The organism is Bacteroides acidifaciens, assembly GCF_024623065.1.
Classification (GTDB): domain Bacteria; phylum Bacteroidota; class Bacteroidia; order Bacteroidales; family Bacteroidaceae; genus Bacteroides; species Bacteroides acidifaciens.
On sequence record NZ_JANJZR010000001.1, the window covers coordinates 17765 to 37270 of the forward strand.

Below are 19506 nucleotides of genomic sequence, written 5' to 3' on the forward strand. Positions count from 1 at the left end.
ATTTTTAATAAGTTCACCGAATGGAGAATCCGGCTCCGGCACCTTGCCGGTTATTCCAAATAAGTATATCCGTAAAGCCCCGAACGATAGTTGGAAAGGAATTCTTTTCCTTCTTCCAACGAAATCTTTCCTTCTTTCACTGATTTCGTAACCCAAGTTTCGAGCGTACGTACCAGTTTCTTCGGATTATACTGTACATAGTCCAATACCTCCGCTACCGTTTCTCCGTCGATAATCTGTTCGATATTATATCCTTTCTCGTTCACAGAAACATGCACGGCATTCGTGTCGCCAAACAAGTTGTGCATATCTCCCAAGATTTCCTGATAAGCACCCACCAGGAAAACAGCCACATAATAAGGTTCTGTTTTCTTCAGTGCATGTACAGGCAGATAATGAGCCACGTTACGGGTAGAGATAAAGTTGGCAATTTTGCCGTCCGAGTCGCAGGTAATATCTTGCAAGGTAGCCGAGCGTTCCGGCTTTTCATCCAGCCGTTGAATAGGCATAATCGGGAAAATCTGGTCAATAGCCCAAGAGTCAGGAAGAGACTGGAACAGCGAGAAGTTGCAGAAATACTTGTCCGCCAACAGTTTGGACAGTCCGCGGAATTCATCAGGCGCATGTTTCAATCCGCCGGCTATCTGATTAATCTCACGTGTGATAGACCAATACAGACGTTCGATTTGCGCACGGGTTTTCAAGTCCACAATTCCATGACTGAACAAATCCAATGCTTCTTCCCTAATCTGCTGAGCATCATGCCATGCTTCCAACATCTTGTTCTGATTCAGCGAATCCCAGATACTGTATAATTCCTGCACCAGTTCGTGCGCATCGGGAGCTATTTCCTCCTCGTCATCCCATTCCGGCAAAGTAGCCGTTTCGAGCACTTCAAAGATAAGTACCGAATGGTGTGCTGTCAACGCACGTCCGCTTTCAGTAATAATATTCGGATGCGGGATACCGTTTTTGTCACTCACATCCACCAAAGTAGAGATAGAGTCGTTTACGTATTCCTGGATAGAATAGTTCACGCTGCCCTCACTGTTTGACGAACGGGTTCCGTCATAATCGACTCCCAGTCCGCCGCCAATATCCACAAATTCGACATTGAATCCCATCGAATGAAGCTGCACATAGAACTGTGACGCTTCACGCAAAGCAGTCTTGATACGGCGAATCTTTGTCACCTGGCTACCAATATGGAAGTGAATCAGTTTCAGACAATCCTTCATTCCTTTGCTTTCCAGAAAATCGAGTGCTTCGAGAAGCTCGCTGGAAGTCAGACCGAATTTGCTGGCATCACCGCCCGACTCCTCCCACTTGCCGCTACCGGAAGAAGCCAGTTTGATACGGATACCGATATTAGGCTGTACATTAAGCTGCTTCGCCATCTTGGCAATCAACTTCAACTCGTTCATTTTCTCCACGACGAGGAAGATACGCTTGCCCATCTTCTGAGCAAGCAACGCCAATTCAATATAACTTTCGTCCTTATAACCGTTGCAGACAATCAATGAGTCGGAGTCCGTATTGATGGCAATCACCGCATGAAGTTCCGGTTTGGAACCGGCCTCCAGTCCGAGGTTGAACTTCTTTCCGTGGCTGATAATCTCTTCCACCACGGGGCGCATCTGATTGACCTTAATCGGATAGATAATAAAGTTTTGGGCCTTATAACCATATTCTTCCGCCGCCTGCTTGAAACAGGACGACATTTTTTCGATACGGTTGTCCAGAATATCCGGAAAACGCACCAGCATGGGAGATGCCACATCGCGCAGCTGCAACTCATCGACCAGTTCTTTCAAATCGACAGCCACTCCATCCTTACGCGGTGTAACAACAACATGACCTTTGTCATTAATACCAAAGTACGAGGTACCCCAACCTGTGATGTTGTAGAGCTCCTCAGAATCTTCAATACGCCACTTTCTCATTTTTCTGTAATTCGGTGTTTTTAGTAAATAATAGGACGGCAAAAATACAGATTAATCTACATGTCGCCAATTAATCGGACACAATTTCTTTCAATCGGTCTGTATATCCGCTATTTCCGTTACGGGCATCATATCTCTGTGCCAGTTCCATCGCCTGCTGATAGAAATAATCGCGAAGCTCGGAAACGACATAAACTCCGTCCGCACGATAAAGAGGAAACTCTTCCGGCAAAGAGAGCTGTACTTCCTGGCAGTCTGCATATTTCAAGGTTTCCACCATGTCGCACGAGAAACGATACCTCTTCAGCAAATTGCTGCGCAAGCTCCAGTCCGTGCAACGTTCTACATATTCCCAGCTCCTTTCCGGTTTCGTCATCATATTATAAGCGATAAACAGTCCCATGTATGACAATAGATACTCATCCTTTTCTCTTCCCGCCAGTCCTTCTTCGGCACGTGCGCACATATCGGCGGCAATCTCCGGCTTGCCGGCTTTCTGTGCATAGTAAGAAAGTTTCAGATAGGCACGCAAGTTTGCTTCATAGCAGGTCACCTGCTTGTTAATCAACGGCTGCGCCCGACTGTAAGCCTCATCAAACTGTCCCGTCTCCAGATAATAATCCAGCATAAAGTTCAGTTCACAGGCTTCACACGACTGGTCGTCTATCTTCTCTGCCAACATCTTGTCGATATATTCTTTCGCCTTGTCATACTGCCGCATCCTGACACATTCTACCGACCAGCGATGGTAATAAGTCCGCAAAGAATACCCGTTCCGCAAAATACGGGTCTTATAATCTTCGCCCACTGCATTCACCTGTTCCATCGGAATATCCGGCACATCGAACGTGCAGGCCCATATCCACTTATACTTCCACAGCAAATCATCCTCTTTGATAATGTCCTTGTGATTCTCATAATCATCCAGAATTTTAGAGAATACGGCAATCTCTTCCGTATCTGCCGAAAGCAGATTCAGTTCATAAATAAGGTCGAGACGCATCTCCGTAGCCCATTCCACATCTTCATTCTCGTCCGCAATGCGAATCGCCTCTTTCAGCAGGTTTGCTTTCTCCCGAGGACGCAGACTGTCGTTTTGAGTCTGCAACAGCAGTTTTTGTATCTCAAGTGTGTATCTCATATTCTTTCAATTAATTCAGGAAGTTAATAAAATCATTCATTTTTGATGTCATCAGTTCGCTGAGCGAATGGTTGAAGAGTTCCATTTCCTCGCTGTTCACCGGATATTTCCCTTGAAGGAGCGACTGCACATACAATATATGCACCACGTGCTGAAACATCTTATTATCTCCTTGTATTTGCAGCAAAGTCCGCACCATCTCATTGTCGGCATTGAACGTCAACGTAGGCGGAATCTGCTTTGCGGCATTCACCGAACCCAGCACGGCAGCCAGCGGATTATTAGCACTCTTCGTTGTATTCTCCTTCTCCTCAGCTACAAATATCACCGGAATATCCACCGGCGTGAAATGCTTCAAACGGCAGACGCAGCCAAAACGCTTCAACAGTTCATTCACCTTCGTCTCAAAAGTCTGAAACTCCATCCTGGGCTCCACTTCTCCAAACTGTTCCAGCAGCCGCGAAGGAGAAATTTCATCCAGCGTCAGTTCCGGATTCAAGCGAACATATTTTCTCAACAACGTTTCATCAAACGTATAGGCTGCATTCACTACCAGCCACCCTTGCGCGCCGGCGATACGCCGCACTTGCCGGAAATCTTCCAGATTCCGGGTAAAGCATATCACATTGCCCGCCGAACGGATGCTTCCAAAGCTACGTATCCCCTTATTTGTCTCAAAAGGAAGATAATCCATAAACAAACGGAGCAACTCATTGTCTTCCGAAGCAATCGCCTTGATATGGAAGTGATGAACATCCATTATCTTATTGAACATGGTGCGGTTATTCTGCACCAGTCCCCGCAAATAATCCTTGATAGCCGCTCCAATCTCCTTACGGGCGTCCTTCAGCAAATCATTGCTCACCAAAGACTCCCGCGAAGCGGTAGACAACAGTCCGTCCGCATTCACCAGACAGCGGATAAAGAATGCCCACGGTGGCAACAGATTGCAATCGTCCTCGCTCAGCAGCATACGTTTCAGATATACCTTGTGCGAATTGCGCACGGAAAACTGCGTACGGAAAGGCAAGACGTAAAGCACTCCTTCCACCCGTCCGCTTTCGGTACGTATCCTGAAAGCATCAAGGGCAGACGACTGGAAAGCCTTCACTCCATAGTCGAGCAACTCCTTACGGGTCGCTTTCGGGTCGAGCCAGACAGGCGAAGGTGTATTCACCAGCTCCTCTTCACCTTGATGATGCAGATAAATGGGATAAGGCAACACCTCTCCATAATTGACCAGTATCTTCTTGAACATCTCATATTCAAAAAGATGCATCCAGTCACTTTTGGGATGCAACACCACCTGCGAACCGATTGACTGCTCATCGTCAGACAAAGTCAGCTCGTACGTGCCGTCCACCCTTCCACACCAGCGGACAGCCTGTCCGCCCATTGCAGAGCGGCTTTCCACCAGAATCTCATTGGTCACCACAAAACAAGATAACAGTCCGATACCGAACCTGCCTATAAAGTCATCCGCATCGGGCGTATCCCGTTTCGAGCTTTCTCCGATAATAGTAAGGAAGCGGTGCACTTCCTCTTCTTTCAACCCGATTCCATTATCGCGGAATATCACTGTTTTATCATCATTCAAGAAGACATCAATGCGCCCGGCATAGTTCTCGTCAATATTGCGCAGTGCCGTGATGGCATCTACGCAATTCTGTAATAATTCCCGGACAAAAGTATTCGGATTACTATAAATATGTTCCGACAACAGGGCAATCATCCCCTTCAGGTTGACCTGGAACAAATTATTTCCTTCTTTCTCCATGTTTCTTTTCTATTTTCTCCTTCTTCCGGTGATTTTCAGCGCTTTCTCGTTGCCGTTCTCGGCTGCCTTTTCAAACCACTCCATAGCAATCTCGTCATTTTCCTCAACGCCATTTCCCATCAGATAGGCGTTTCCAAGTTCAAACTGCGCTTTATCATTATTCTTTTCGGCAGCTTTCATCAACCATTGTATCGCCGTTTCCGGGTCGGGCGTGCAACCCTCACCGTACATCAGCATCTTGCCAAGGTAATAAGTAGCACCGACATTCTCGTGCCCTGCCGCATCCGTAAACCAGCGGTATGCTTCGGCGTAATTCTCCTTCACACCTACCCCGTTATAATAGCAAAGCCCTGTACGATACATACTCGTCACATTTCCGCTATCCGCAGCCAGTGTGTAATATTTAAAGGCTTCCGTCTCGTTATCTTCCACCCCGATACCCATCTCGTAGCAGATACCCAGTCCTTCGCTGTACCATTCATATTCATCGGCCGCTCTCTTGAAATACGAGTAAGCCTTCTCCGACTCATTCAAGCTGTCATAATCATACAGGTAATACTCGCCTATACGTATCATAGCCATAGGAACCTCATTGGCAACCGCCTTTTCGTACCATTCCACAGCTTTCTTGTTATCTTCCAGACAGGAGCCGTAACCGAAAAAGTTGTACTCTCCCATTTTGAACTGTGCATAGCCATAATTCTGCTCCGCCGCCTGCGTCATGTACTCTACAGCCTTTTGCGGGTTCTCTTCCACTCCGTTGCCGTTCTCATAAGCCAGTCCCAACTCAGTCAGACAACGGGATTCATTCTTTTCCGCACCTTTGGAGAAGCACTCAAGCGCCTTATCGAAGTCTTCTTCCGTACCGATACCATGCTTATAGCAACGTCCCAATGCGAAAACCGCATCCATATCACCTGCTTCAGCAGCTTTTACATACCACCCGAAAGCCTCTTCCAGTCGCGCTTCACCAAGGACACCTTTTTCCAGATAAAACCCTACACGGAACATCGCATAAGGATACTCCTCACCGGCAGCCTTGCTACAGAGTTCAAAAGCCTTTTCATAACTCTTCTCTACCCCGTCACCGTTCTCATACAAGAACGACAACTCTATCAAAGCAAAGCAGGACCCCAACTCAGCCGCTTTTTCATAATATTCTCTTGATTTCACGGCATCCGTTACACCGCTATACCCGTTTGCCAGATAAAGCGCCGCACGGCAGTATCCATCGGCATTCTCCATCGAAGCCGCTTTCTCATAACACTCCATCGCCTTGACATAATCCGGTTTTTCGGATAAGAAACCGCGTTCATACATCCATCCTAAACGATAGGCTGCATTTCCCGAACCTAGTTCGACCGCTTTCTCCAGCAACTCTTTCGCACGGTTCATGTCTTCTTCCACCAGGTCACCGTTGAAGTAAACAATTGCCAATCCTTCAATACCTGCGACATAATCACCTTCCACACAACGGTCGAGACACATCAGTCCGCGCTCCACATTCTTATAGTCATCACTGTATAGGTAAATCAACGCCAACTCATACGCACTATACAGTTCGCAATAGAGCATCCCCTTTTCCAGCCATTCAATCGCCTTAGGCATATCCTGCCACTCTTCTTCCTGGTAATTATATCCCAGGAAATTAGCAGCCGACCATACACCGGCATGCCAAGCCTTTTCCCAAAGTTCAAAGCCCAGTTCTTTCGGTTTGCCCAGTTCCGGATAACGGAAATAAAGCGTAGCCAGATTTTTAAGAGTATATAGATTCGGAACTATCTCCAAAGATTTCTCATAATAAGCGGCTTCTTCTGCCACACCGCCTTCTTCCCGGTCGAGCGCATCTCCCAGCGCAGCATAAGTATGGGCACGCAAACGATGTCCTTCAGGCAGTTCTTCCAATAATTCCTTACGTATCTGCAAGGCTTTTTCCTTATTTCCTGTGAATTCCTCAGCAAACGCACGATAATGCTTTCCCCATAGCAAAGCTTCGGGCGAAGATAGAGCTGCAAAGCGGCGTTCACCTTCTTCCTTATCCTGTTCACAATAAAATCCCATGAATTTCCAATAGGCAACGGTTGCTTCCGCTTCCGCCCAGCCCATATCGGCAGCTTTCTCGTAGTAAGGGAATAAAAAACTCATATCGCGCTTTCCATAACGGGCTTCAGAATATTTGGCACCTTTCTGCGCCCATCCCGCACCACTGAACACAGCCACACGGTCGCATACCTGCATCACCTTCTCCCACCAAAACTCATACTCTTCTTCGTTGAGACCGACCTCGACATTACAGTCGAACGCACTGAATATCAGTTCGAAGAAATCTTCTGTCAGTGTCTCGTCTTCGCAGGTGTCCAAAGCATACTCGCACACAGCCAATGCTTCCCACCAGTTTTCAGTATTTAGTAATGACGTCGTTGTGTATTGCGGAAACCATGCCGCAGCAGGTTTTCCCGAAGTCTTAATCTTGGCAGATAATCTCTCAAAATTCTCTTTTAATGTTTCCATATATAGTTTTACCTTGTTTTTTGAATAAAAAATCTCGTAACGAGCGGCAAGGTACAAATATTGACCGAATGAACAAACAAGAGAACCCTAAAATATTCCCTGACAACAAAATCTAATTTTAGAATCCGAGAAGTTGCTGCAAACGTCGGACGGAAGCATCTATCTGCCAACGGTCTTCCAACTCGTCTGCATTAAAGATATATTGCGCCTGAGTATAGAAAGGAGCGCGTTTCTCCAACGCCTGCACAATGAACGCTTTCAGTTCGTCATCCTCTTTTCCCTGAAGAATAGGACGCTGTTGTTTGGCTACACGCAAGCGTCTGAACAGTACATCCGGATGCACATCGAGGAAAACCGTCTTTCCCATCCGGTTCATAAATTCCATGTTATCAAAAAAACAAGGCGCCCCACCTCCCGTAGAAATTACCACATTCTCAAACTCGGCTACTTCATGGAGCATGTTCCTCTCCAGTTCCCTGAATCCAGTTTCGCCTCGTTCGGTGAATAATTCTCCAATGGTTTTGTGAAAACGCTCTTCTATATACCAGTCCAAATCAATGAACGATATATTCATTTGCCGGGCGAATGCTTTACCCAGCGTTGTTTTTCCGGCACCCATATAGCCGGTCAGGAAGATACGAACCATAGATGACTAATTTTGCTCACAAAATTAGTCATTTAATAGATAACAGATACATGGATGACGGATAATTATTAGTTATCAGTTATGAATTTCTCTCTTTTACAATAAGTAACCCCTACCTTCCTTGTTCGGTTAGAGAATATATTTGTACCTTCGCACCGTCAATTCATTGACTACCTAATTTTATCGTCAAAAAAATGGCAAAACAGAAATATTATGTAGTATGGGAAGGCGTCACGCCCGGGATTTACACCTCCTGGACGGATTGCCAGCTTCAAATCAAAGGATACGAAGCCGCCAAATACAAATCATTCGATACCCGTGAGGAAGCCGAACGGGCACTCTCCATGTCTCCTTACGCCTATATCGGCAAAAATGCGAAAGCCAAATCAAGCGGAGCAAAAGTATCTTCGGATACATTACCGGCCTGCGTGATTGATAATAGCCTGGCAGTTGACGCCGCTTGCAGCGGCAATCCCGGACCGATGGAATATCGTGGCGTACACGTTGCCAGCCGGCAGCAAATCTTCCACTTCGGCCCGATGAAAGGGACGAACAATATAGGTGAGTTCCTCGCCATCGTGCACGGACTGGCCCTGCTAAAACAAAAAGGATTCGACATGCCTATTTACAGTGACAGTGTCAATGCCATCAGTTGGGTACGCCAGAAAAAATGCAAGACCAAACTTCCCCGCACCGAAGAGACGGAGCAACTGTTTATCTTAATAGAACGGGCGGAAAAATGGCTTCGGGAGAATACCTATACCACCCGTATCCTGAAATGGGAAACGAAAGAATGGGGAGAGATTCCGGCGGATTTCGGCAGAAAATAAGAAAATCAAACCAAATTCACTCAAATATATTCCTATCTTTGAGCACTGAAAGTTTTTATATCTAACACATATTATAAACATATGAAAAATAAGCAATTTATCCTTCTGGCCATTGTTTGTGTCATCACCCTTCTCCCCTTTTTAGGACTAACCGATTTCCATACAAAAGGAGAACCACGCGAAGCCATCGTTTCGTATTCAATGCTGGAAAGTGGCAATTGGATTCTGCCTGTCAATAATGGTGGAGACATTGCCTATAAGCCACCATTCTTCCATTGGTGTATTGCCACCATTTCTTCTGTCACAGGTAAAGTGAACGAATATACTTCCCGTATGCCGTCCGCCCTAGCCCTAATAGCCATGGTCCTGGGAGGATTCTTATTCTATGCCAAACGTAGGGGAGCCGGTATCGCCCTGCTTATGGGACTCATCACTCTCAGCAACTTCGAAGTACATCGTGCCGGAATGAACTGCCGCGTAGACATGGTACTGACTGCCTTCATAGTCCTTGCATTATACCAGCTTTACCGATGGTGCGAAAAAGGCCAAAGAGGTTTTCCATGGATAGCTACCTTATTGATGGGCTGCGCCACACTTACCAAAGGCCCGGTCGGAATCCTTCTTCCCTGTCTGGTGACCGGAGTCTACTTGCTTCTGCGAGGTACCCGTTTCTTCAAAGCCTTCTTCTCTATGACATTGGTCGCTATTACCTCATGCATCCTGCCCGCCATCTGGTACATTGCCGCCTACCAACAAGGGGGAGACAACTTCATCGCGCTGGTTATGGAAGAAAACTTCGGGCGTTTCATGGGAAAAATGAGTTATGAATCCCACGAGAATCCGGCTTACTATAACATTATCACTGTCGTATCAGGCTATGCGCCCTATACGTTACTGGTTCTGCTTTCCCTCTTTACACTGACTTACAGCAAAGTAACAGCCAAACCTCGCGAATGGTGGAACAAATTCACGACCTATATTCGTGAAATGGACAACACACGCCTTTTTTCCTTATTAAGCATCGTGCTTATCTTCATATTCTACTGCATCCCGAAGAGTAAACGCAGCGTCTATCTATTGCCCATCTATCCGTTTATAGCCTATTTTCTGGCAGAATATATCATGTACTTGGCGAGCAGGCATTCAAAAGCTATCAAAGCATATGGTAGTTTCCTGTCTGTCGCCGGCATTCTTCTTTTGGCTACATTCATTGCCATCCGCATGGGATTAGTACCTGATACTATCTTCCACGGCAGGCATGCCGCTGAAAACATCGCTTTCTTAAATGCTCTGAAGAATATATCCCTCAATGCCGCCCATATCCTAGTGATATGTCTTCCTTTGCTCGGCGCCATCTACTTTTTCCGTGCAATCAGGAAGAAAGCACCGGACATGAAACTGGTATATGCCACGCTTTTCGTAACATTCTCGATCTTCATGTCTTTAGACGGTGCTTACCAACCTGCCATACTGAACACCAAGTCGGACAAAGGAATGGCAACAGAAATTCAGAAAATAGCTTCCGGCAGCAAGATATACTCTTATGTAGGCATAGATATGCTTCGCTTCTACACTGTCAACTTCTATCACAACGACCGGATAGGCTTGTTTGAAAAGGAGATGCCGTCAGAGGGATACCTATTGGTAGGACGGCATGATTTCGAGGGCATCAAGCCCAAATATGAGTCGCGATACTCCTTCGAGGAAGTATACCAAAGTCCGAAAAGAGGATGTGATATCCGCGACATAATCTACCTATACCGCTTCAAAGAGAAAGAATAAAGGCAAACTGGAAAATAAGAATATCAGAGCTATGATACTATCGGAAAGAAGTAAACCCTTACAGGTTTACTTCTTTTTCTATCAAATAACGCGGACGTCTTTTTACTTCCTTATATATTTTACCGATATACTCACCGATAATACCGACAGCCGTCAGAATAGCCCCGCCGATAAACCACACGGAGATAAGCAACGAAGTCCATCCCCGGATAACATCCCCACTGATAAACTCTACCAAAGCATAAATGATGGCAAAGAAAGAAACCATCATAAAGATAAGCCCCGAAGTTGTAATCAGACGCAATGGTTTGACAGAGAAAGAAGTGATACCGTCCAACGCAAAGTTCAGCATCTTTGTGAACGGATATTTGGATTCACCGGCAAAACGCTCTTTACGGTCATAATAAACAGACGCCGTAGTATAGCCCAACAAGCACACCATCCCCCGCAGGAAAAGGTTACGTTCCGGAAAAGCAACCAATGCTTTCAAAGACCGTTTGCTCATCAGACGAAAGTCAGCATGGTTATAAACGATTTCCCCGCCCATCGTACTCATCAGTTTATAAAACAATTGCGCAGTATGTTTCTTGAAGAAAGTGTCCGTCTTGCGTTCCCGCCTCACACCGAATACAACATCGACACCCTGCAGAAAATAATCCACCATCTCTATAATGGCATTCACATCGTCCTGCAAATCGGCATCAATAGATACGGCAGCGTCATAATCACTGCCCGCCACCAGCTCCAGTCCCGCCCAAAGCGCCTGCTGATGCCCGACGTTGTGTGCCAATTTCAGACCACCCACGTATCTGTTCGATTCGGACAATTGTTCTATCAACGACCAGGTAAGGTCCTTACTCCCGTCGTCCACATACAATATCTTTCCTTCAGCTATCTTCTCTTCCTTCTCCATCCGGGCAAGGACATTAGACAGTTGACGAGTAGTCTCTTTCAATACTTCTTCCTCATTATAACAAGGAACTACAATCACAAGTCTCACGCCATTCATAGCTTTTTATGTTTAAATACAAACCGCACCAACAGGAAATTCACGGGAATCACTATCGCAAATACCGGAACAGGAGCCCATGCCTTGGTAAAGCCCATATATAAGAAAATATTCAACAAGATCATATGCAACAGAAAATTTATCAGATGCGCTCCGCCCATTCCTGCCAGTTTCTTCCACGAAGGTGTTGTTCCGAAAGTAAAATACGAAGTCAGATAAAAGTTTACGATAAAGCTGATTATATATCCAACTGCATAAGCTACATTCACATTGGCAACCGACTTCAGGAAATAATAAATCCCGTAATGCAGCGCTGTGGCTACCACGCCAACCACACCAAAACGTATAAACTCTCTGACCACCAGTTTTGTTCCCATATAGTAACGCCTATTCTACCGCCTTATCAGCAGGCCTGTCAATGGTTTTGTGTTCTTTCACCACAAATTCCGCACACTGCAACATGGAAAAGCAATAGTCTTTCAGCAACCCGAAATCTTCGTCACCGGCAGCAGCGTGCAAATTACCATTATCCAGTTTATACTTGAATTCCTGCTGATTGTCCGGAGAATAAATGAACAGGCGGGCCGAGTCCCTGGCTCCTACAAGATTGTCCGCCGTGAAGAACATACATGGGCGCTCTTCTTCGAGAAGATTTACACCAAAATTGTTCTGCAAATAACTCATATTAAGCATTCCCAACAAGGTGGGTGCCACATCTATTTGTCCCCCGAACCCATCGTATACAGCCGGGCGGATATCTTTTCCATAAATCATCAGCGGGATATGGTTATAGGATTGAGGCATTTCACATTCCGGTGTACCTACCATTTTTCCGTGGTCACCAAGAAATACGAAAATCGTGTTGTCAAACCACGGCTGTTTCTCCGCCGCATCCATAAACTGCCGAATGGACCAGTCGGCATATTCTACAATCTGCTCTTCCGGTTTTTCACTATGGGGATGGAAGAATGGCGGAATGACATAAGGCGGATGGTTGCTGATAGACAGCAATACAGTAAAAAACGGTTCACCCACCTTCGCCTTCTCATTCAATATCGGAAGCGCATACTGATACATAAAATCATCCTGCACGCCAAAGCTGTTCACGACTTTCTCCGCCGGATAATTCTCCTGTGCATAGATTTCATCAAACCCGTTGGTACGGAGAAATGCGTTCATATTATCATATTGGGACTCATGTGTCATGAAGAACAGATTGCAATATCCATTCTCCTTCAACACGGTAGGCAATCCGGAGTAGACAGGAATCACCGAACCTTTCATCGCATTCCGCTTCATGATTGCGGGAAAGGAGAAAAGAGTGGAATAAATACCATGGTTCGTATGGATGCCGGACGAATAAAAATGACTGAAACTCAATGACTGCTGATACAAGCTATCCAGATAAGGAGTCAGTCTTTTGTCGGAGTCGAAACTGCCCATCAGGTTGGCAGACATAGATTCCATAAATACCAAAACCACATTCTTCCGGTCGGGGAGTCCTTCGCGCTCCACTTTCCGGGCAATCGGAGAAATGCCCTCCACTCCCTTTCTTTGCAGATAATCCTGTACTTGTTTCAAGGCTTCCTGCTCAGGCATCAGATGCAACGTCCGGTTCTCTTTCCGGTTATCGTCCAATGTACTCGTAAGCAAGTTGAACACCGGATTCACTCCCAATTGGTTCAGAAACGGGTCCTCACAATAATACGCCTGACTTACTTTAATCGGGTTATATCCCGTACGCCCACGGATTCCAAACAGGCAAAGTCCCACACAGACTGCCCCCAACGGCACTATTGCCAACCGGCTTTTCCATGAAATCCGAGGTGCGGTAGCCATGCTCCGGCGATAGAAATAGGCGGACAGGCATAACGCTCCCCAGCCAAATAAAATGATAGACAACAGTCCGAGAAAGATAGGGAAATAATAGGAAGACTCACCAAATACCATGCCGGCTGTCGTGGCGCCGTACCCGAACCAGTTATAAATGGAAGAATTGATAGTCTTAAAGAAATATTCAAAGTATGGAACATTAGCCGCAGCTATAATAAAAGAAACAGAATAAAACAAAATGAAATAGACAGCCACCGACCGGAACAACCACTTTGCCGTATAATTGAACAAAGCCGCTATCCACATCACTACCAAAGGCAGCAACAGGATGTAGCAGGCTATCACATTATCAAACCATAATCCACGTACAAAGGCAACCGCTTTCAAAGCAAAGTCGCCCTCTATATCTGCCGGAAACTGATAATCAACCGAGCAGAACAGCGTAAGCCGGAATGCAAAGAAGAAAAACAATGCTACTACATGTATTGACAATACATACAAAAGAGAGTAGCCAAATCGTTTTATAGAGAATTTTTTCATCAGATTTTAAATTCCACATTACAACTGCTGCATATCATGCAAGCGTTTGTAGTAACCGTTCAGTTCGATCAAGTCCTCATGCTTGCCACGTTCTACAATCTCTCCTTCGTACAGGACGCAGATTTCATCTGCATTCTTAATCGTAGAAAGGCGGTGAGCGATAGCAATCGTCGTACGTGTTTTCATCAAACGTTCCAACGCTTCCTGCACGAGACGTTCTGATTCGGTATCCAATGCAGAAGTAGCCTCATCGAGAATCAGAATCGGAGGATTCTTCAAAATGGCACGGGCGATACTGATACGCTGGCGCTGACCACCGGACAATTTACTACCACGGTCGCCGATATTCATATTATATCCTTCCGGTTTCTCCATGATGAAATCATGTGCATTGGCAATCTTCGCTGCTTCTATCACTTGTTCCATTGTCGCATTCTCCACACCGAAAGCAATGTTATTGAAGAAGGTATCATTGAACAGAATAGCTTCCTGGTTTACATTACCAATCAGACTGCGCAAATCGGCAATACGCACGTCGCGGATGCTCGTTCCGTCAATGGTAATATCTCCTTCCTGTACATCGTGGTAACGTGGCAACAAATCGACTAAGGTAGATTTACCGGAGCCTGACTGTCCAACGAGTGCAATTGTTTTTCCTTTGGGAACTGTCAGATTTACATGTTTCAGCACCTTTCTCTTACCATCGTAGCTGAAAGAAATATCTTTAAATTCTATTCTATCGTTCAAACCTTTCAACGGTTTCGGATTCGGAATTTCCTTAATCTTATTTTCTGCTTTCAGGATTTTATCCACACGTTCCATAGAAGCCAAACCTTTCGGAATGTTGTATCCCGCTTTAGCAAAATCTTTCAACGGATTGATTACACTATACAGAATCACCATATAGAAAATGAATGTAGGAGCATCGATAGTTGCATTCTGTCCCAAAATCAATGTACCCCCAAACCACAGTACGGCTACAATCAGAATGGTTCCCAAGAACTCGCTCATCGGATGTGCCATAGCCTGACGTATAGCAACTCTGTTGGTTGCATCACGAAGCTCGTTACTGCATTTGGTGAAGCGGTTAATCATTTTATCTTCCGCGATGAAAGCCTTGATGATGCGCAAACCTCCCAATGTCTCTTCCAGTTGCGACATCGTATCACTCCATTTTGACTGTGCCTCCAATGACTGGCGTTTCAGTTTTCTTCCGACTACTCCCATCAACCAGCCCATTCCCGGCAATACAACAATAGTAAAAAGAGTCAACTGCCAACTGGTCACAACCAACGTCGCGAAATACAAGATAATCATAATCGGGCTCTTCATCAGCATGTCCAACGAACTGGTAATGGAGTTTTCAACCTCTCCCACGTCACCACTCATACGAGCTATAATATCTCCCTTTCTCTCTTCCGAAAAGAAAGACATCGGCAAACGCATCACCTTGGCATACACCATGATACGGATATCCCGCACAACCCCCGTACGCAACGGAATCATCACTGCCGAAGAAGCGAAGTAACAACCTGTTTTGAATAATGTCATTATCATCAGGAACAATCCCAAAAAGATAAGGGCTACAGTCGGTCCATTATCCACTATCATTTGAGATATGTAATAATAGAAATTATTTTTGGCAACCTCCGCTAAATCACCACTGCCCCATTCCATAAAATGGTATACTTTATCCGCTCCTTCTGTTTTAAACAGAATACTCAGAATCGGAATCAAGAAAGTGAACGAAAACACATTGAATACGGCAGACAAAATATTCAGCAAAATAGCCCAGCCGATATACTTTTTATAAGGCGACACGAAACGTCGCATTAGTTGTAGAAATTCCTTCATTATTTACCATTAAAAAGTTAAGACCGCAAAGATACAATAAAACTGATTAACAGATAGTAGTTTCAGTTAATTATTAACGCGATTTATTGAAAAGCACGTTTCAAGAAATGAAAAACGACTCAATAATTCTCTTTCAACCAAATACCCAAGAAACGGGGTCATATATTTGATACACTCCCTTTTCCTGGGTCACAGTAACTCCTTTTGCTTTTCCGGCAAACGAAAAAGGATTTCTTATCATAGCCTTCATATATCTCACGTTATTACGCAAAGATAATTATTATAAAATAATAAAATGCACATCTCATGCATTATTTCATCATCGCTCTTACCCAACAGCCACCACATGATAATAAACCCCACGCGTCTTCCTGTACGACTTTACCCCCAATCTTTGCAGGATACGCCCGAAGTAATTAACCTGTCCGGGTGAGAACTTCATTTTACTCGCCTTTTGTATCCGTTGCAATATATCTGCTGCAAGCATCCATTCCCCTTCTTCGTCATCTTCCGCAACCCGATAATATACAAGAAACAACTGCTCTATGACCGGTGATTGCTCGAACTCCTGATTGGCTTCCATCATAATAGCTTCTTCCTTCTCATCAAACCAATAACGTTCATTATGATATAGCGCCGCCATTGCCTGCGCATAAAGTTGTTCGTAGTCGACAGGGCGGACCACATCAATCACCCCCGTCACCTCAACTCCAAGATAACGACGACTACCGGAAGTATCCGTCAGCAAATCCTTATGATTACTTGTGCCGATAAAAGAAGCATATCGGCGAAGCTCTTCCACTGCCGAAGCATTCGGACGCCTCGTATTTACAACAGGCTTTTGCAGAATATGTTTTAGAAAAGGCTGCTGAGTAATACCAATCTGGTCAAACTCATCCATATTAATCAGCAAAAACCGGTTCAAATACAACTCCGCATCCCGTTTCCGGCTAAAATCAATACTATCCGTATAGTACGCCTGCAAACACGGTGGAAGAATCAAACGGCAAAACGTAGATTTCCTGTAAGCCTGCGGACCGACCAATATAGGCGAAGTGCTATTTGCATGACTTTTACCCATCCCGCGCCAATGAGCCACCATGCTAAGAAACCAACGGCGAAACAATTGCGCCCAATGAGGATTATCACAAGGAACCCGTTTAGCCAGATCACCGATATGATCCTTTCCATCCCAATGAGGAAGTCCATAAAGAAACTCCTCAACAGGCTGATAGAGCGGCACACGATCCGAGTTCAGATAACGTACCACATCTTTGTCCCACAGTTTAAGCCCTTCGTATTGCGCATTCATCGTAATGCTTGCCATCAACCGTCTGTCTACCGGACGAAAATAAAAATCAAAACTATTCCGTTGCCGGCACTCCACCTGTGAAGTCAACTGGTTGAAGCGGAACTCATAACGCCGCTTCATAAACTCATCCATCTGCATCACAAATAGCTGTTCCGGCAGCAAACTGCTCTTATCGGCAAATCCCTTGCTGGTGCGATACACATTCCGCACCGTCTCGCGAATCAGGAAATCATCTTCCGGCAAGCGATAATGGGCACGCGTCCACCGCACCGTATCCTCTTCGGGGATACCGGCACGAAAACAATGCCCGGCCAGACAAACCAACAAAGAATGTATGTCATCACCTAGAGAATATCCGTCCTGTTGTTCATCCAATGCACGCGCAAAAGCAGCCTCAAAAAGTACGGAAAGCGCATGATGGCTCTCATATCCCGGCGCAAACCGTTGCAAGGGTGAAGCCTCCGTCTGCACCTGTTCGCGATAAGTCATTTCTGTCGGCATAGCCATCGGCTGTTTCATATAAATAGGCATTGCTTCAGGATTGAAATACAAGTCCGGATCATAGGTCAAACGGCAATATTGTTCCAGTGAAGGCTCTTTCAGTTCGATGTCGAAAGGAAGCTGAGGTTGGTAGAACTTCACGGCAAGCCGGTAAGCATGTGCATGGAAAAGCTCTGCCTGTTCGCGGCCAACCGGCAGAAGGTCGTCGGGATAAGTGAACCGCACCCATATCTTCACCGACTTTCCGGAAGAACCGGTAAAGGCAAGGTAAGTCTGTGGCAACTCCTTCACACGCTCTTTCACCGCATCCGCTTCCATGAGCCCGGACAGATTATTCACCTGGAGCATCACAATCCCGTTGTACTCACTCATTGTCATTATCCCGTTCTTGCGGATAAAGGCGGCTGCAGGAAGCAGCTTCGGCACTTTCTGTACATAGTCATTCTTGTCACCCGGAAGTATATAAGGCAGGACTTCCCGCATTGCGGAGACGAGTCGCGCTTTAGTTTCCACTTTCATCTGCTCTACGAGCTGTTCGATTTTTAACGTCCGCAGAGTATTTACCTTGCCGTCGTCTCTGATTTGTGTTATTCTCATTATTTATTTTAATTTGTCCTGCATGTTTTTGTGTAGGGCGGTTATTATGACACAAATATACTGTAATTATTCCATACAAACAAATTCAAAACCACTTATTCCATCTTTGCTACTAGAAAAGATTTTTTTGTTTTCATTTCTCATATTCTCATAGATTTCAGATAAAGCATAGTCTATCAAACAGATAGATTATGAGAAATACTTTTCCGGAATGGCATTTCTCATACTTTTTTCCACTTTACTCCCCAATATCCACCTATTTCTCATTGTATTTCAATGCATTTCTCATAGCCTGCCATCATCCTTTTCTCATTTGCCAGCCAACCTTACCTTATATAAAGCCTAACTATCATTTATATGAAAACAATTAAGCATTTACTTGTTTTACACCTGATATTGTCGTATCTTTGAAGAAACATCCCAACCGTTCCACTCCAGTGCACAAAACCGTCCACTACAGTAAAAAGTTCTGTCTACTAGAGTGCAAGGTTCTATCTACTGGAGTGGAACGATAGAGATGTCGGTAAGAAAATAAAATAATGAAGGCAAGATAAAACGCCAACATCAGTAACATAACATATAAACCACCATTAAATTAGAACAGCAATGGCAATACAATTCGAGTTTTATAAGAATCCCCAACCGGTAAAAGAAGGGGAAGAACCAAGTTACCACCCCCGTGTGGTAAATTTCCAGCATGTCACCACCCAGAGACTGGCAAGAGAAATCCACATGGCAACTACTTTCGGGAAATCAGAAGTGGAAGCTATGTTAATGGAACTAAGCAGATGCATGAGCAACCATCTGCGCGAAGGAGAAAGAGTACACTTGGATGGAATCGGCTATTTTCAAATCACACTGCAAGCTACCGAACCCATACACTCGCTTACCACCCGCGCAGACAAAGTAAAACTGAAATCCATCAGCTTCCAAGCTGACAGAGATTTGAAAAGTTCATGCATGGCCACACACCTGCGACGTTCGAAATACAAACCGCATTCCGCCTCTCTCACAGAAGAAGAAATCGACCGGAAACTCACGGAATATTTTGCAACGCATCCCGTACTGACCCGCAGCAACATGCAGTCACTTTGTTGCTTCACCCAAAGCATGGCCAGCCGCCAAATACGCAGACTGAAAGCAGAAGGCAAGTTGCAAAATATCGGGAAACCTACACAGCCTATTTATGTAGCGGGGTCGGGATACTATGAGAAATAAACTCCGGCGAGT

At 45.2% G+C, this 19506-nt stretch carries 13 protein-coding genes; 3 read left to right on the forward strand and 10 right to left on the reverse strand.

Annotation, left to right across the window (positions count from 1 at the left end; all coding sequences use genetic code 11):
* Positions 1-50: 50 nt before the first annotated feature.
* The 5 genes from speA to NSB03_RS00105 all read right to left on the reverse strand — a co-directional run bounded on the left by speA (position 51) and on the right by NSB03_RS00105 (position 8018).
* Positions 51-1943 carry a biosynthetic arginine decarboxylase gene (gene speA, locus NSB03_RS00085; protein ID WP_024986019.1) on the reverse strand — a complete coding sequence of 631 codons (1893 nt, stop codon included), beginning with the start codon at positions 1941-1943 and terminating at the stop codon, positions 51-53.
* 70 nt (positions 1944-2013) lie between these two features.
* Positions 2014-3084, reverse strand: a complete 1071-nt coding sequence (locus NSB03_RS00090; protein ID WP_024986020.1) for a hypothetical protein — start codon at positions 3082-3084, stop codon at positions 2014-2016.
* 10 nt (positions 3085-3094) lie between these two features.
* A complete protein-coding gene (locus tag NSB03_RS00095; RefSeq protein WP_217937874.1) occupies positions 3095-4861 on the reverse strand; it encodes an HSP90 family protein in 1767 nt (588 codons plus the stop codon).
* A gap of 9 nt (positions 4862-4870) precedes the next feature.
* The gene (locus NSB03_RS00100) at positions 4871-7372 is read right to left on the reverse strand and encodes a tetratricopeptide repeat protein (protein WP_257466116.1); all 2502 of its coding nucleotides are present in this window, start codon (positions 7370-7372) and stop codon (positions 4871-4873) included.
* A 118-nt stretch (positions 7373-7490) separates the two neighbouring features.
* A complete protein-coding gene (locus NSB03_RS00105) occupies positions 7491-8018 on the reverse strand; it encodes a shikimate kinase (protein WP_024986021.1) in 528 nt (175 codons plus the stop codon).
* 194 nt (positions 8019-8212) lie between these two features.
* Here NSB03_RS00105 and NSB03_RS00110 point away from each other — a divergent pair, with 194 nt between their 5' ends.
* Positions 8213-8848, forward strand: a complete 636-nt coding sequence (locus tag NSB03_RS00110; protein ID WP_024986022.1) for a ribonuclease H1 domain-containing protein — start codon at positions 8213-8215, stop codon at positions 8846-8848.
* An 81-nt stretch (positions 8849-8929) separates the two neighbouring features.
* Positions 8930-10630, forward strand: coding sequence for an ArnT family glycosyltransferase (locus NSB03_RS00115; RefSeq protein ID WP_257466117.1), 1701 nt, complete (start codon positions 8930-8932; stop codon positions 10628-10630).
* Positions 10631-10688: 58 nt separating this feature from the next.
* On the opposite strand, the gene NSB03_RS00120 is transcribed toward NSB03_RS00115, so the two are convergent.
* The 5 genes from NSB03_RS00120 to NSB03_RS00140 all read right to left on the reverse strand — a co-directional run bounded on the left by NSB03_RS00120 (position 10689) and on the right by NSB03_RS00140 (position 18276).
* Positions 10689-11639 carry a glycosyltransferase family 2 protein gene (locus NSB03_RS00120; protein WP_024986023.1) on the reverse strand — a complete coding sequence of 317 codons (951 nt, stop codon included), beginning with the start codon at positions 11637-11639 and terminating at the stop codon, positions 10689-10691.
* Positions 11636-12016, reverse strand: coding sequence for a GtrA family protein (locus NSB03_RS00125; RefSeq protein WP_024986024.1), 381 nt, complete (start codon positions 12014-12016; stop codon positions 11636-11638). Before NSB03_RS00125 ends, NSB03_RS00120 begins: the two co-directional genes overlap by 4 nt.
* Positions 12017-12026: 10 nt before the next feature.
* Entirely contained in the window at positions 12027-14012 is a 1986-nt protein-coding gene (locus tag NSB03_RS00130) for an LTA synthase family protein (RefSeq protein WP_257466118.1), read from the reverse strand.
* An 18-nt stretch (positions 14013-14030) separates the two neighbouring features.
* Positions 14031-15866: an ABC transporter ATP-binding protein gene (locus tag NSB03_RS00135; RefSeq protein ID WP_024986025.1), complete on the reverse strand. Its 1836-nt coding sequence runs from the start codon at positions 15864-15866 to the stop codon at positions 14031-14033.
* 328 nt (positions 15867-16194) lie between these two features.
* Positions 16195-18276 (reverse strand): BT4734/BF3469 family protein, encoded by a 2082-nt coding sequence (locus tag NSB03_RS00140; RefSeq protein ID WP_024986026.1) that lies wholly within the window; start codon positions 18274-18276, stop codon positions 16195-16197.
* A gap of 606 nt (positions 18277-18882) precedes the next feature.
* Between NSB03_RS00140 and NSB03_RS00145 the strand changes: the two genes are divergently transcribed.
* Positions 18883-19494: an HU family DNA-binding protein gene (locus NSB03_RS00145; protein WP_024986027.1), complete on the forward strand. Its 612-nt coding sequence runs from the start codon at positions 18883-18885 to the stop codon at positions 19492-19494.
* Positions 19495-19506 lie beyond the last annotated feature (12 nt).

Excerpts from the sequence above, each read along its gene's own strand:
- speA (WP_024986019.1), bottom strand. The coding sequence starts at position 1,943 with ATGAGAAAGTGGCGTATTGAAGATTCTGAGGAGCTCTACAACATCACA.
- NSB03_RS00090 (WP_024986020.1), bottom strand. The coding sequence starts at position 3,084 with ATGAGATACACACTTGAGATACAAAAACTGCTGTTGCAGACTCAAAAC.
- NSB03_RS00095 (WP_217937874.1), bottom strand. The coding sequence starts at position 4,861 with ATGGAGAAAGAAGGAAATAATTTGTTCCAGGTCAACCTGAAGGGGATG.
- NSB03_RS00100 (WP_257466116.1), bottom strand. The coding sequence starts at position 7,372 with ATGGAAACATTAAAAGAGAATTTTGAGAGATTATCTGCCAAGATTAAG.
- NSB03_RS00105 (WP_024986021.1), bottom strand. The coding sequence starts at position 8,018 with ATGGTTCGTATCTTCCTGACCGGCTATATGGGTGCCGGAAAAACAACG.
- NSB03_RS00110 (WP_024986022.1), top strand. The coding sequence starts at position 8,213 with ATGGCAAAACAGAAATATTATGTAGTATGGGAAGGCGTCACGCCCGGG.
- NSB03_RS00115 (WP_257466117.1), top strand. The coding sequence starts at position 8,930 with ATGAAAAATAAGCAATTTATCCTTCTGGCCATTGTTTGTGTCATCACC.
- NSB03_RS00120 (WP_024986023.1), bottom strand. The coding sequence starts at position 11,639 with ATGAATGGCGTGAGACTTGTGATTGTAGTTCCTTGTTATAATGAGGAA.
- NSB03_RS00125 (WP_024986024.1), bottom strand. The coding sequence starts at position 12,016 with ATGGGAACAAAACTGGTGGTCAGAGAGTTTATACGTTTTGGTGTGGTT.
- NSB03_RS00130 (WP_257466118.1), bottom strand. The coding sequence starts at position 14,012 with ATGAAAAAATTCTCTATAAAACGATTTGGCTACTCTCTTTTGTATGTA.
- NSB03_RS00135 (WP_024986025.1), bottom strand. The coding sequence starts at position 15,866 with ATGAAGGAATTTCTACAACTAATGCGACGTTTCGTGTCGCCTTATAAA.
- NSB03_RS00140 (WP_024986026.1), bottom strand. The coding sequence starts at position 18,276 with ATGAGAATAACACAAATCAGAGACGACGGCAAGGTAAATACTCTGCGG.
- NSB03_RS00145 (WP_024986027.1), top strand. The coding sequence starts at position 18,883 with ATGGCAATACAATTCGAGTTTTATAAGAATCCCCAACCGGTAAAAGAA.